Origin of the sequence: Mycetocola sp. 2940 (assembly GCF_040548835.1) — a bacterium.
Lineage (GTDB): Bacteria > Actinomycetota > Actinomycetes > Actinomycetales > Microbacteriaceae > Mycetocola_A.
In genome coordinates this window covers 24,058-37,296 of record NZ_JBEPSK010000020.1, presented here as the reverse complement: position 1 = coordinate 37,296, position 13,239 = coordinate 24,058, and the positions used below count along the sequence as shown (strand labels likewise).

15 protein-coding genes are annotated in these 13,239 nt (G+C 66.9%); 10 read left to right on the top strand and 5 right to left on the bottom strand.

Translation table 11 applies throughout. The features are described from left to right. Nucleotides 1-209: 209 nt before the first annotated feature. Nucleotides 210-1,235 (bottom strand): cation efflux transmembrane domain-containing protein, encoded by a 1,026-nt coding sequence (locus ABIE24_RS16705; protein ID WP_354501789.1) that lies wholly within the window; start codon nt 1,233-1,235, stop codon nt 210-212. Continuing rightward, complete coding sequence (locus tag ABIE24_RS16700) at nt 1,232-1,714, bottom strand: transporter substrate-binding domain-containing protein (RefSeq protein WP_354501786.1); 483 nt, start codon at nt 1,712-1,714, stop codon at nt 1,232-1,234. The genes ABIE24_RS16705 and ABIE24_RS16700 overlap by 4 nt, the downstream gene beginning before the upstream one ends. A 375-nt stretch (nt 1,715-2,089) precedes the next feature. Here ABIE24_RS16700 and ABIE24_RS16695 point away from each other — a divergent pair, with 375 nt between their 5' ends. Genes ABIE24_RS16695 through ABIE24_RS16685 form a run of 3 tightly spaced genes read left to right on the top strand, consistent with a single transcriptional unit; the run spans nt 2,090 to nt 4,371 of the window. Further along, on the top strand, nt 2,090-3,205 hold the full coding sequence (locus ABIE24_RS16695; RefSeq protein WP_354501783.1) for an iron-containing redox enzyme family protein: 1,116 nt from the start codon (nt 2,090-2,092) through the stop codon (nt 3,203-3,205). Between the two features lie 14 nt (nt 3,206-3,219). Beyond that, on the top strand, nt 3,220-3,429 hold the full coding sequence (locus ABIE24_RS16690) for a CDGSH iron-sulfur domain-containing protein (protein WP_354501780.1): 210 nt from the start codon (nt 3,220-3,222) through the stop codon (nt 3,427-3,429). Between the two features lie 45 nt (nt 3,430-3,474). Further along, on the top strand, nt 3,475-4,371 hold the full coding sequence (locus ABIE24_RS16685; RefSeq protein ID WP_354501778.1) for an EamA family transporter: 897 nt from the start codon (nt 3,475-3,477) through the stop codon (nt 4,369-4,371). A 494-nt stretch (nt 4,372-4,865) separates the two neighbouring features. On the opposite strand, the gene ABIE24_RS16680 is transcribed toward ABIE24_RS16685, so the two are convergent. Continuing rightward, entirely contained in the window at nt 4,866-7,001 is a 2,136-nt protein-coding gene (locus ABIE24_RS16680) for a heavy metal translocating P-type ATPase (protein ID WP_354501775.1), read from the bottom strand. A 91-nt stretch (nt 7,002-7,092) separates the two neighbouring features. On the opposite strand from ABIE24_RS16680, the gene ABIE24_RS16675 reads away from it, so the two are divergent. From ABIE24_RS16675 to ABIE24_RS16660, 4 genes are read left to right on the top strand one after another with little or no spacing between them, the layout of a single operon-like run. Further along, nucleotides 7,093-7,374, top strand: a complete 282-nt coding sequence (locus ABIE24_RS16675; RefSeq protein ID WP_354501773.1) for a metal-sensitive transcriptional regulator — start codon at nt 7,093-7,095, stop codon at nt 7,372-7,374. Nucleotides 7,375-7,400: 26 nt separating this feature from the next. After that, nucleotides 7,401-7,799, top strand: coding sequence for a heavy-metal-associated domain-containing protein (locus ABIE24_RS16670; protein WP_354501770.1), 399 nt, complete (start codon nt 7,401-7,403; stop codon nt 7,797-7,799). A 22-nt stretch (nt 7,800-7,821) separates the two neighbouring features. Next, on the top strand, nt 7,822-8,223 hold the full coding sequence (locus ABIE24_RS16665) for a heavy-metal-associated domain-containing protein (protein WP_354501764.1): 402 nt from the start codon (nt 7,822-7,824) through the stop codon (nt 8,221-8,223). Between the two features lie 39 nt (nt 8,224-8,262). Then, the gene (locus ABIE24_RS16660; protein ID WP_354501761.1) at nt 8,263-8,580 is read left to right on the top strand and encodes a putative quinol monooxygenase; all 318 of its coding nucleotides are present in this window, start codon (nt 8,263-8,265) and stop codon (nt 8,578-8,580) included. A 452-nt stretch (nt 8,581-9,032) separates the two neighbouring features. Here ABIE24_RS16660 and ABIE24_RS16655 read toward each other — a convergent pair whose 3' ends face one another. Both ABIE24_RS16655 and ABIE24_RS16650 read right to left on the bottom strand, forming a co-directional pair. Continuing rightward, nucleotides 9,033-10,049 carry an NAD-dependent epimerase/dehydratase family protein gene (locus tag ABIE24_RS16655; RefSeq protein ID WP_354501759.1) on the bottom strand — a complete coding sequence of 339 codons (1,017 nt, stop codon included), beginning with the start codon at nt 10,047-10,049 and terminating at the stop codon, nt 9,033-9,035. An 8-nt stretch (nt 10,050-10,057) separates the two neighbouring features. Continuing rightward, nucleotides 10,058-10,342, bottom strand: a complete 285-nt coding sequence (locus ABIE24_RS16650) for a hypothetical protein (protein WP_354501756.1) — start codon at nt 10,340-10,342, stop codon at nt 10,058-10,060. Nucleotides 10,343-10,659: 317 nt separating this feature from the next. On the opposite strand from ABIE24_RS16650, the gene ABIE24_RS16645 reads away from it, so the two are divergent. From ABIE24_RS16645 to ABIE24_RS16635, 3 genes are all read left to right on the top strand, one after another. Continuing rightward, complete coding sequence (locus tag ABIE24_RS16645) at nt 10,660-11,376, top strand: GAF and ANTAR domain-containing protein (protein ID WP_354501753.1); 717 nt, start codon at nt 10,660-10,662, stop codon at nt 11,374-11,376. Continuing rightward, nucleotides 11,373-12,089: an ANTAR domain-containing protein gene (locus ABIE24_RS16640; protein ID WP_354501750.1), complete on the top strand. Its 717-nt coding sequence runs from the start codon at nt 11,373-11,375 to the stop codon at nt 12,087-12,089. The genes ABIE24_RS16645 and ABIE24_RS16640 overlap by 4 nt, the downstream gene beginning before the upstream one ends. A 128-nt stretch (nt 12,090-12,217) precedes the next feature. Further along, a complete protein-coding gene (locus ABIE24_RS16635; RefSeq protein WP_354501747.1) occupies nt 12,218-12,568 on the top strand; it encodes a hypothetical protein in 351 nt (116 codons plus the stop codon). Nucleotides 12,569-13,239: the final 671 nt, after the last annotated feature.

Sequence of the window (13,239 nt, the reverse complement as noted above, 5' to 3'; positions counted from 1 at the left end):
CTGCGACGACATGCCCGCCGCTGCCGCGGCATCCTGCGTCGTCGCACCATCACGGATCGCAGACCAGAACACCCGACGCACAGCACGGGACACAGGAACAGTCATCGTCACTCCAAAAATCAGAGTGTTGCGCTGACCCCTTGAACCCAAGGCTCAAAGTTTCCTTCTCCGGCGCCGATTTCCTTGTGCGGTGCTGATGGCGACACGAGCTACACGCGCGCCGGATGTGACTCCTCGACCACCCTCGGCAGCTCGGTGACCGGGATGAGCACGATGTCGTCGACCTTCCAGTCGAGGGCGATGCACCCCGCTCGTGCCTCCTCGAGGTCGGCGAGGCTCACCTTGCGCCGGGAGCGCGGCACGACGAACGATTCGATGTGGAACACGTGACCCTGGTCGCGGGCGCGCGAACCGGCATCCGCCACCCAGTCGAGCGATCTCAGGTACTCGTCGACCTTGTGCACGATCGGGTGGGGTTTCGCGTCGTCGAAGGTCATCGCGCGCGTGTCCATGAGGTCTTCGACGGCGGCCCGGATGTTCTTCACGCCGTCCCAGAGAATGCTGCCGGCGATGAAGAGAGCCGCTGTGGCGTCGAGCCACCACAGGCCCAGCCCGATCCCGCCAACACCGACGATGGAGCCGACAGCGGTCATCCAGTCGGCTTTGTTCATGTCGGCGTCGGCATAGAGAACTTTGTCGTGCAGTTCGCGCGCCAGTTTCATCTTCACCCGACCGATGAACACGGGCGGCAGGGCGATGAGCGCCATCACCCCCATCATCAGCCAGCCGAGCCAGAACACCTGCCCGAACAGTTCGACCGAGCCGATGCTCGGGTGTTCCGCGAGGATCAGGCCAGAGGCGGAGTCGATGATGAGGAACGAGCCCATCGTCACCAGGGCGACGGCGGCGACGAGGTGCCCGACCCCGATCGAGCGGTGGTACCCGTACGGATGCTTCGGGTTGGGTCTGCGGCGCGCGATGCGCAGGGCGACGAGGAACACGATCGGCGGGATGAAGGAGAGCAGGTCTTCGATCCAGGCCGCCTTCATCGCCTGAGAGTTGCCGAGCACGAGATACACGAGCGTGACGGTGACGGCGAGGAACCCGATGGTGATCCACTCGAGCCGCACCGCCTTCTTCAGGATCGCCTGCTGTTTCTCGGGGAGCTCGGTCTCGCCGAATCCGAGGTCGTTGCTGGCGCTGCTGTCGCTGCTGTCTTTGCTGGCGCCGCTCACGGTGCCCCCTCCTGGTTCAGCAGGAAACGTTCGAGTTCGAGCAGGAATGCGTTCTCGCCCATCGCGGTGGCCATGACGTGCTTCTCGATTCCCTTGCTCGTCGTCACTTCGCTGAATGGTTTGGTGATCGCGCCCTTGTTGACCCACGGGGTCTTGTCGGTGAGACCGCCGACGACCATGTCGAGCGAACCTTCGTGCAGCCGGGTGAACAGCTGCTCCTCCCCGCCCTCGACCCACGCGACGTCGGCATCGATGGATTCGGCGAATCCCTCCACGAGGGTCACCTCGATTCCGGATGCCTCGCCCCCGTCGCTCATGTCGGTCCAGTCACCGTTGGGCGAGATGCCGACGCGGAGGGTTCCACCGCTCACACGGTCGAGTGTGCCCTCCGGGTCGGCGGGAATCGACGAACAACCGGAGAGGCCCGCCGCCAGCAGGAGCACTGCGGCGGCGAAACGGAGTCGGGTCGGGCGGTGCATAGCCAAACCATAGCCCCGAACCGCGCCCGGGCAGCGCAACTTGCAGGCGGCGGCGACACCTGATTGGATGCCGCTCGCGCGGGTGCCCTTGCCTCGCGCGGGCACCGTTGCACGCGCGAGGCGCAAATCGACCCGCGCGACCCGGCCAGCATCCGTGTGCCGCTTGCACCGGCGATTCTTCTCCACGCGCATGTTGTCGCTGCTTGCGCGGGTGATTCTGTTCCACGCGCGTGTTCGTGCACCCGCGTGTGCCCGGAGGACCCGCGCAACCGGCAGCATCCGCTCTCCGGAGCAGACGCAGTCGGAACCACTACAGCATCGGCGGCGCTTGGCAAGGGCCTTGACCGGTTTCGGGCCGCGTTCGATGGTTGGACAATGGCACTATCGCAGACCCTGGTCAATCAGGGCACCTTTCCTTCCCCTTCATTTTCGGCTCGCGGGCCACTGAGCGCCCGCCTTCTGGCCCTGCTGCGCTCGGCGCCCGACGGCGATCCCGGGCTGCTGCCCCTCGCCGACGAGGCGATCGGTCGCGCGGCTGGCCTTGTGCACGACGATGACATCCAGCTCACCCTGTTCGTGTTGTACGGCCTGCACTACGGATCCGTTGTGGAGACGGATGACGCGTGGGAGTGGCATCCGTCGCTGATCGCCCTGCGCCGACACCTCGAGGCGGCGTTCGAAGCGGAGCTGCGCCGAGTCGTGCCGATGCCTGAACTTCCGGAGCCGACGAGCACCGCCGTGGCATCCGCCCTGTTCGCGCTGACCAGTGAGGATTCCGGGCCGGGCCTGTCGCGGTTCGTTGCGTCGAAGGCAAACCGTGAGCAGCTGGCCGAGTTTCTGGTGCACCGCTCCATTTACACGCTCAAAGAGGCGGACCCGCATTCCTGGGCGATTCCGCGGCTCACCGGGCGGGCGAAGGCGGCGCTGGTCGAGATCCAGGCCGATGAGTACGGCGGCGGGCGACCGGAGCGGATGCATGCCGTCATCTTCGCGGGCACGATGCGTGGCCTCGGCCTTGATGACCGCTACGGAATATATGTCGACCACGTTCCGGCGGTGACGCTCGCCTCCCTCAACATGATGTCGATGTTCGGGCTGAACCGGCGCCTGCGCGGGGCCATCGCCGGCCACCTTGCCGCTTTCGAGATGACCTCATCGATCCCCAACGGGCTCTATGCGCGCGGGTTCCGCCGCAACGGTTTCGGCGAAGACGTGACCTGGTACTTCGACGAGCATGTCGAAGCGGATGCCGTCCACGAACAGATCGCAGGACGTGACCTCGCGGGCTCCCTCGCTGAGGACGAGCCCGCCCTGCTCGCCGACATTCTGTTCGGGGCGGCGGCCTGCCTGACCGTCGACGGCTGGGCGAGCGCACACCTTCTCGACGCGTGGACCGCGGGGCGGTCCGCGTTGCGGGTGCCGCTGGCCGGTGAGCCCGGGGCATCCGGGGCGCCGTCCGCTGCCGGTGACGCCGCGGCATCCGGAGCCTGATCGTGGAGGCGGACATGAGCGACCTCAACCGGGCGGCACCGCAGATCGTGGCGTGCCCGAACGGCCCGCTGCTGGTGCGGGGCGAACTCGACCTGGTGACCCCTGATGGCGACCCGATCGAGCGCAAACGCAAGACCATCGCCCTGTGCCGGTGCGGGGTGTCGGCGATCAAGCCGTTCTGCGACGGCACCCACAAGGCGATCGGGTTCACGACCGAGGAGTGAGCGGGGCATCAGCTGCCGCCCCGCGCGCCCCGTACGCTGGACGCTGTGACTGAGACCCGACCGGCATCCCGAGCCCCGATTGGTGCTGTCGGGCTGGTTATCGGCGGGCTTGCCTGCCAGGAGCTCGGGGCGTCGTTCGCGGTGCTGCTCTTTCCTACCGTCGGCGCGCTCGGCATGGTGACCCTGCGGCTCGTGTTCTCGGCGATCGTGCTGTTGCTGATCTGCCGCCCGACGCTGCGCGGATACTCCCGGCGCGACTGGCTCACCGTGACCGTCTTCGGGCTCGCCCTCGCCGGGATGAACGCGCTGTTCTACGAAGCACTCGCCCGGCTGCCCCTCGGGCCGACCGTGACCATCGAGGTGCTCGGACCGCTGCTGCTCTCGGTGATCGTGAGCCGGCGCGCCGCGAGCTGGCTCTGGGCGGTGCTCGCGTTCGTCGGTGTCGCGTTGCTCAGCCGGGGCGGGCTCGAGGAACTCGACCCGGTCGGCGTCGCGTTCGCCGCCGGCGCGGGGGTGCTGTGGGCTGCGTACATCCTCATGTCGGGCCGCACGGGTGCCCGTTTTCCGAGACTCGACGGGCTCGCCATCGCGATGGCGATCGGCGCGATCGTGACACTTCCATTCGGCCTCGTGTCCGCGGGGACTGCCCTCTTCTCGCCGACGGTCCTGTTGCTCGGCTTCGCGGTGGCTGTGCTGTCGTCCGCGATCCCCTACGCTCTCGAGTTGCTCGCGCTGCGCCGGCTCACGGCTGCCTCGTTCTCCATCCTGTTGAGCCTCGCCCCGGCGATCGCTGCTCTCGTGGGCGCGCTGGTGCTGGGCCAGTCGCTCACCCTGGTCAGCACGATCGGCATCCTGCTCGTCGTCGTTGCGAGTGCCGGAGCCGTTCGGTCGGCATCCCGGCACGCGAGGCGGCAGTCGGGGCTGTCCGAGCCGGTGCTCTGAGGGGGGCCTGCAGCACGAGGCAAGGCAAAGAGCGCCGGATAAGGACCGCAGCCGCACAGCATCCTTATCCCAGGGTTCCTTCCTTATCCCGTGCCGGTCGTACGGGCGAGCGGATGCCGGCGCGCACGTTAGCAGGAGATCGCACGCTTTTCAGGACCGTCCGGGCGAAAGCATCCTGCGAACCGTGCGATCTCCTGATTCGCGTACCGCCCACCGCGCACGAGCAACCCGAGGCAAGGCAAAGAGCGCCAGGTAAGGACCGCAGCCGCACAGCATCCTTATCCCAGGGTTCCTTCCTTATCCCGTGCCGGTCGCACGGAGCGAGCGGATGCCGGCGCGCACGTTTTGCAGGAGAACGCACGCTTTTCAGGACCGTCCGGGCGAAAACACCCTGACATCCGTGCGATCTCCTGATTCGCGTGCGGCCCACCGCGCACGAGCAACCCGAGGCAAGGCAAAGAGCGCCAGGTAAGGAACGGAGGCGCACAGCATCCTTATCCCAGGGCTTTTTCCTTATCCCGCGCCGCCGAAACAGCACCCACCACAGCGCCAGGCCGCAGGTCGAGCCGCCGCAGCAGCTGCGCGTTGAGCGCCACGATGATCGTCGACAGCGACATGAGCAGCGCACCCACCGCCATCGGCAGCACGAACCCGATCGGCGCGAGAACTCCGGCGGCAAGCGGCACCGACAGCAGGTTGTACCCGGCCGCCCACCACAGGTTCTGCTTCATCTTGCGGTAGCTCGCCCGCGAAAGCTCGACCACCGCCAGCACCGATCGCGGGTCATCGCTGGCCAGGATCACCCCGGCGGATGCGATGGCGACATCAGTTCCGGCACCGATCGCGAGCCCCACATCGGCCTGCGCCAGGGCCGGAGCATCGTTCACCCCGTCGCCCACCATCGCGACCCGCCGCCCCTCGGCCTGCAGCTCAGCGACCCGCGCGGACTTCTCCGACGGCCGCACGCCCGCGAACACGCGGTCGATGCCGACGGCATCCGCCACCGATTGCGCCACCGGCAGCGCGTCTCCCGTGATCATCACGACCTGGATGCCGCGGGCATGCAGCGCGCGGACGGCATCGTACGATTCCGGCCGCACCTCGTCGGCAAGCGACAACGCCCCGGCGACCCGCCCATCGACAAGCACGTGGAGCACCGTCGACCCGGAGCCGTCCCCGGCGGCGGGCAACGACGACAACCCGTGCCGCTCGAGCAGGTACGGTCCGCCCACGGCGACGGATGCTCCGCCCACCGTCGCCGACACCCCCTCGGCCGGCGAGGAACGAAAGTCGGTCGCAGGCAAGAGCTCCAGCCCGGCGGCCGCGCGCACGATCGCCTTCGCCAGCGGATGCTCACTGTCGGACTCCGCCGAGGCGGCGAGCGCGAGCACCCGGTCCGCAGAGAAGTCGGAGGCCGGCAGCACCGCGGACACGACCGGCTCCCCACGCGTCAGCGTGCCGGTCTTGTCGAACAGCACCGTGTCGACGGTGCGCATGCTCTCGAGCGCGAGCCGATCCTTCACCAGAACACCGCCGCGGGCCGCTCGTTCGGTCGCGATCGACACGACGAGCGGGATGGCGAGCCCGAGCGCGTGGGGGCAGGCGATGACGAGAACGGTGATCGTGCGGAGAACGGCGTCGTCCGGCATCCCGAGCATCGTCCAGACGACGGCGGTGATCGCCGCAACGCCGAGCGCGAACCAGAACAGCCAGCCGGCCGCGGTGTCGGCGAGCCGTTGCGCGCGGGAACTCGAGTTCTGCGCGTCGGCGACGAGACGACGGATGCCGGCGAGCGCGGTCTGCTCCCCCACCGCAGTCACCCGGATGCGGAGCCCGCTGTCCGTGGCGACGGTGCCGGCGACGACAGCGTCACCGATCGAGCGGCGGACGGGCATCGACTCCCCGGTGATCATCGCCTCGTCGACATCGGCTGTGCCCTCGGCGATCTCGCCGTCGGCGGGAATCCGTCCGCCGGGTCGTACGACCACGAGGTCACCGACCTCGAGCGCAGACGGCGGCACCGACACCACGGTGTCGCCGTCGACGCGTTCCGCCTCGTCCGGCAGCAGAGCCGCAAGCGAGTCGAGCGCCGACCGGGTCTGCGCGAGCGACCTCATCTCGATCCAGTGCCCGAGCAGCATGATCACGATCAGCAGCGCGAGCTCCCACCAGAAGTCCAGTCGGTGGTCGAGGATGCCGAGACTCGCGCCCCACGAAGCGACGAACGCCACCGAGATGGCGAGCGCGACCAGCAGCATCATGCCCGGCGTGCGGGACTTCAGTTCACCGGCCGCACCGACGAGGAACGGCCTGCCACCCCAGGCGAACATGACCGTGCCGAGCACCGGCGAGACCCACGCGACCCAGGCGGCATCCGGAAGCGGATAGCCGAGGATGTCGGCGAACATCGGGCTGAAACCCACAACGGGGACCGCGAGAACGAGCATGATCCAGAACAGGCGGCGGAACTGGCCGACGTGATCGCTGTGGCCGCTATGGCCGCTATGGCCGGCATGCCCGCCGCCGTTCTCGACGCGCCCAGTGTGGTCGGCATGGCCTGTGTGGTCGGCGTGACGTGTGTGGTCGGCGTGCCCGACGTCTTCAGCTGTGTGCCCGTTGTGCTCCATCATGCCGCCACCATATACCCCCCGGGGGTATACTGTAAAGGTGCACGAAATACCCCCACAGGGTATATTGGAGCGACTGCACGAAGGAGGACCCATGCACGGCTACGTCGACAACAAGGCCGACCTGACCAAGCGGCTGCGTCGCGCGGAGGGGCAGGTCCGTGGCATCCAGCGCATGGTGGACGACGATGCGTACTGCATCGACATCCTCACCCAGGTGTCTGCGGTGACGAAAGCCCTCGAGACCGTCGCCCTGCAACTGCTCGAAGACCACCTCAGCCACTGTGTCGCCGAGGCCACCCGCGAGGGGGGCCCGGTTGCCGATGAGAAACTGCGCGAAGCATCCGCGGCCATTGCGCGGCTCGTGCGTTCCTGACACCGTTACATCAACAAGGAGAATTCATGTCAGCTCACCCCGACCTCGGTCTGACCGCTCGTGAGAACCTGCGCCCGATTCACGACCTCGGGCTCACCGACGTCAACGCCGGCGGCGGTTGTGGCTGTGGCCACGGCGGCGGCGGGTGCGCGTGCGGCGGCCACGGTGCCGGCCACGCTGCGTCGGCGGCGGGCGCCTCGGTCGTCACCGAGCTGTCGGTCTCGGGCATGACCTGCGGCCACTGCGTGAAGAGCGTCACCGAAGAACTCGCCGAGATCTACGGCGTCAACGGCGTCGACGTGACCCTCAACCCCGAGGGAGTCTCGACCGTCACGGTGCTGAGCGACACACCGCTCGACCGCGCCCACGTCGCGGCCGCCATCGAAGAGGCGGGCTACGCGCTCGCACCCCAGTCCACCCTCTGACCCTGACGCAAGGAGCAACGCCATGACGACCGGCCCCCTTCACGATCTCGGCCTGACCGAGAAGCGCACCGGCTTCGACGCCCCGAGCGGCGGATGCTGCGGTGGCGGCTCCGGCGGATGCGCCTGCAGCCAGGCCGCGCCAGCGCCCACGGTACGAGCGGACACGGTGACCGGCGCGCCGAGGGCATCCGTCTCTGTAGGTCCCGTCACATCGGTGCTCGGCATCACCGGCATGACCTCCGGCCGCTGCATCGCCACGGTCATGAACGAACTCGAGACGATCCAGGGCGTCGAGTCCGTCGACGTGCTGCTCAACAAGGGCGGAGTGTCGCGCGTAACAGTCACCAGTGCCCTGGTTCTCGACCCGGATGCCGTCAACACCGCCGTCGACGAAGCCGGTTACGACCTGGTCGACGCCGAGTAGCGCTGGGCTGACCCGATGGCCTGTAGCATCGGGACCATCATGACCAATCCCCTCGTAGTCACCGCCCTCTTCGTTCCAGCAGACGGCCAGTTCGACGCTGTCCATGAAGCACTCCTCCCCGCGATCGCCGCCGTGCATGACGAGCCGGGCTGCATCCTCTATGCAATCCACCGCACCCCCGAGAACACGATCTTCATGATCGAGAAGTGGGAATCGGCAGAGCTTCTCGACACCCACGGGGCCGGGCCTGCGGTGGCCGCCCTCAATGCAGCACTCGCGGGCAAGCTCGCGCGCCCCGTCGAGGTGACGCGGCTCGAGCCGCTGCCCGCCGGCAACGAAATCCAGGGCTCGCTCTAACGCGTCAGGCGCGGATGCCGTCGGCACGGCACAAGGATAACGACGCGGTCGCTGCGCGACCTTGCTCAGGAACCGCGGCGCCGGATAAGGACGGTGTCGCCACAGCATCCTTGTCTCAGCGTTTTTTCCTTATGCGGCGTCGACTCCCCCGCTCGGCCACCGACGGAAAACTCGCGCCGGATGCCGTCAGCACGGCACAAGGCCCTTCGACGCGGTCGCTGCGCGACCTTGCTCAGGAACCGCGACGCGAGATAAGGACGCTGTCGCCACAGCATCCTTACCTCAGGGTTTTTTCCTTATGCGGCGTCGACTCCCCCGCTCGGCCAGCGACGGAAAACTCGGGCCGGATGCCGTCAGCACGGCACAAGGATAACGACGCGAGATAAGGACGCTGTCGCCACAGCATCCTTATTTCAGCGCTTTTTCCTTATGCGGCGCCGACCACCCGCGGCTCAGCCCCGCAGCTGCGGCGACGCCTCCACGTTCGCGTGCTCGCCGACCCCGCGCACAATCTCCTCGAGCGCCACCGTCGACGCGATACCCGGCACCCAGCCGAGTTCGTCGTGCGCCCGCGACGTCGACAGAACCGGCACCATTGCGCCGGCATCGACCCAACCCGGGTCCGAGGCCTGAAGCCGCAGCTTCCAGGTCACGTGCGCCAGCGTTCGCAGCACCCGCAACCGGATCGGCACCCACGTCGACCTCAACACGGATGCGACGACCGACGGGTCGATGACCGGCTCGGCAGCGATATTGAACGCACCGGAAGCGCGGCGGTCGACGACGCGCCAGAAGGCATCCGCCACGTCGTCTGTATGCACGACCTGAAACACGAACTGCCGCGGCAACGGCACGATCGGCGGCCGGAACCACTTCAGCCAGCCGAGGGGTATCAGGTGACCGGCGAACAGCCCGGCGATCTCGCTAGCCGCCTGTCGCTGAAAGACGAACCCGGGCCGCAGCCGGCTGACCATGATGGCCGGGTGCTCCTCCTCGAACCGGTCGAGCGCCCGTTCATTGATCGCCTTGTGCCGGCTGTAGTGCGACGACGGGATGCCGCCAGTCGGCCAGTTCTCGTCGACTCGCCGCGTCTTCGGCCCTGGACTGTAAGCGGCAACCGATGACGCATACGAGAACTGAGGCACACGCGCGGCGGCAACCGCTGCGAGCACGTTCTTCGTGCCGATCACGTTCGTGCGCCAGAGGGCAACCTCGTCGTGGTTGGGCTGCAGCGCCCACGCGAGGTGGATGACGGCATCCGCCCCCGCGAAGAGCCGAGCAAGCTGTCGCGGCGCGGAGGGCGCTCCGATGTCGAGCGCATGCCACGCCACTCCGTCGTACGGTGCGACGGCCGAGTTCGGCAGTCGCCGGCTGATGCCGACGATGCCGGTGACGGTCGTCTCGTTGTGCAGCCGGCGCAGAAGCGCCGTACCCAGATTGCCGGTCGCCCCGACGATGACAATGCGCATGGAACCCCTCAGTCGGTGTGGCCGGGAAAGTCGTCCCAATGACTCTGGAAACGGGAGAGATCGTCACCGTCGAGGCTCTGCGCCTCGTGCGAGCGGCGACCGGTCCCGCCCGCCTCCGGGTCGGCGTCGCCGGAGCCCTCTGCGGGCACATCCTCTTCGGGTTCGAACGTCGACGGCTCGCCGGTGTAGCCCGCAGCGACGCCGGCGTCGGTGTCGGGAATCGTCGAGTCCGGCGGCGGTGTGGCATCCGTGCCTGGCTGGTCTGAGTTCGGGTTTTCGGTTTGGTCTGACATCTGAGCTTCCTTGTAGTGCATCATGGCACCCCGCCACTTGGCCCCCAGCGGCGGGCTCCGAAGACCCCCAGCGTTGCTGCGCGCGATTGAGCCACTTTACATTCGCTGCTCGGCAGAATTCCTGCCCTTGTGGATTCTGAATTTCGCGCTATAGGCGGCGATGCAAGGACCATCTCACGACGACGACCCGCATGCCGCCGCTCGGGACCATATCGGACTCTTATGGCCGCGACAAAGGGATGCTCGCCCGCACCCGCGGGGTTAAGATTGGGAAAGGGACACGGTGTGTCCACAGGGAACTTTCGAGGGAGGTTGCTGTGCCTGATGCATTCGCCGACGCCATGGACGCGCTGACCGGTCCGACTCCTGCTGAAACGAACCTCGCCGGCCCGATCGCCGACGCCCTGCCGGTCAACGGGGTGGCCATCTCGACACTGGGTGATTTTCTCGGCAACGAGACTGTCTCGGCATCCAACGATATGGCCGCGCGCCTCGATGAACTGCAGTTCGACCTCGGTGAGGGCCCTTGCTGGGATGCCTTCGGCACCGGGCGACCTGTTCTGGAACCGGATGTGCGGCAAAAAACGAACGGCCGATGGCCCGCTTTTGCCGACGCGATCCTCAAGGAGAACATCGGCGCGATCTACGCCTTCCCGCTCTTCGTCGGCCCGCTTCACCTCGGTGCCATCGACATGTACTCGACCGAGCCGCGAACGCTCACCAATGTTCACACCCGCCAGAGCACTGCGTTCGCCTCGGTGGTGAGCCGCCTCGTTCTACACCGCGCGCTCGAACGCGCCGGCGACGATCGCGACAGCGGAACCCAGAACGACACGCGATTCTCGCGCCGCACCATCCACCAGGCGACCGGGATGGTGCTCGCCCAACTTGACCTTCCACCCGACGAGGCTCGACTCGTCATCCAGGCCCACGCTTTCGCAATGGGCCGCACCATGCAGGAAATCGCAGAAGACATCGTGGAGAGACGACTCACCTTCTCGATGAGTAATACCGGAATCGAGGAGTCACCATGACTGAGCTCACAAGGGAAGGACAACTCGTGGATGCCTTCGCAACCCTTGCAGACACACTGGTGGACGACTACGACGCCGTAGAACTGTTGCAGACACTGGTCGACAATTGCCGTGACCTGCTCGACGTGACGGCAGCCGGCATCCTGCTCACCAACTCAGACGGAGAACTCGAAGTTGTCGCCTCGACGAGTGAAGCGTCGCGCCTCGTCGAGGTCATGCAGCTCAGCGCGCAGGCTGGGCCGTGCGTCGAGTGCTTCATCACAGGCGAGACGGTGTCTGTGCCCGAAATCAGCAAAGCTCCCGACAAATGGGTGGCGTTCCGAGAGAGTGCCGCACGCCAGGGCTTCGCCTCGGTCTACGCGCTCCCCATGCGCTTGCGCGAGACGACCATCGGCGCCCTGAACCTGCTCCGCGCCGAGACGGGCGAGCTGAACGACCGCGATGTGCGGGCAGCGCAAGCGCTGGCGGATGTCGCGACAATCGGCATCCTGCACGCTCGCTCCCTGCGCGAAAGCGATGCGGTTCGCGATCAGCTGCAGCGTGCGCTCAACTCGCGAATCGTGATCGAACAGGCCAAAGGGGTGCTCTCGCAGACACACAACGTGTCGACCGATGAGGCGTTCACGTTGATGCGCCTGTACTCGAGGAGCCACGGGCTACTGCTGTCGAGCGTGGCGGAGAAACTCGTATCACGTTCACTGATAATCGACTAGACCCCCTTTTCCTCACCCCCGGTGGGGTGTAGTTTGAACCCTACGAATCAGTTCTGATCCGCTCAGTAAGTCCCCCAGACCCCGGGACGGCCCTCGCAGCGCGAGGGTTTTGACGAAGGGGTACTGCCATGGAACGCATCCATTACGCAGGCAGTTCATTTGTGACGGGCGACCTCATCGCTCGGGCACTCATCGATTACGCACACTTCCTGACGGCGCACAACACGTCGGCGTCGGTCGACATTCCGATCCGAAGGCCAGACGGAACCGTCGGGCGTGCGAACTTCTTACTCGGGCCCACGAGCCAGCTGGTGTCAGAGTCAGAGGGCAGCCGATTCAGCGAATTGGTCGACAACGAGCTCGTCGAGCTCCTGCATGACCGGTCGATCGGCATGCACGACTCGCACCCTCGCCCGGTGAACGAGTTGTCGTTCAACGCGTTTTCGTTTGACTACAGCGATCTGGCCGAATACGCCTGAATCGCCCCACGAGCCGTCGCTGGCCCGAGAGTTCCACCTTTGGCGGCCGCCCCGCCTGCCAACGGTGCCGGGCCAGCGACGTTAATTTTCAGCGAGATTTGAGGGGGCGACCCGCGCCCCCTCCCGTCTTCCGCTGATTGAGTAGCGAACGAGTGTGGGGACCGGGCCGCCCGCGGCCGTATCGAAATCCCGACCGAAGCGGCCGCGTGCGCCGTTGCGCTCCTCCGCTGGCTGGAGGAGCGCTCAACTCCTCCGCTCGCTGGAGGGGTGCTCAATTCCTCCGCTGGCTGGAGGAGCGAAGCGACGAAAGCCCGTCGGCGAAAACTTCTCTCTTCCTGAGCCCCTCAGCCGCCGCCCGCACGCTTCAGTCGCGAAGCCGTCGATCGAGCTTGTCGAGATCTCCTTCAAGCGAGCGGAGGGGGCAACTCCTCAGCTGGCTCGAGGGGCGCTCAACTCCTCCGCTGGCTGGAGGAGCGAAGCGACGAAGCCCGTCGGCGAGAGGTCTTTATCGCACGAAGCTTCAGCCGCCAGCCCGCACGCTTCAGTCGCTGCGCTCCTTCAAGCGAGCGGAGGGGGCAACTCCTCCGCTGGCTGGAGGAGCGAAGCGACGAAGCCCGTCGGCGAGAGGTCTTTCTCGCACGAAGCTTCAGCCGCCAGCCCGCACGCTTCAG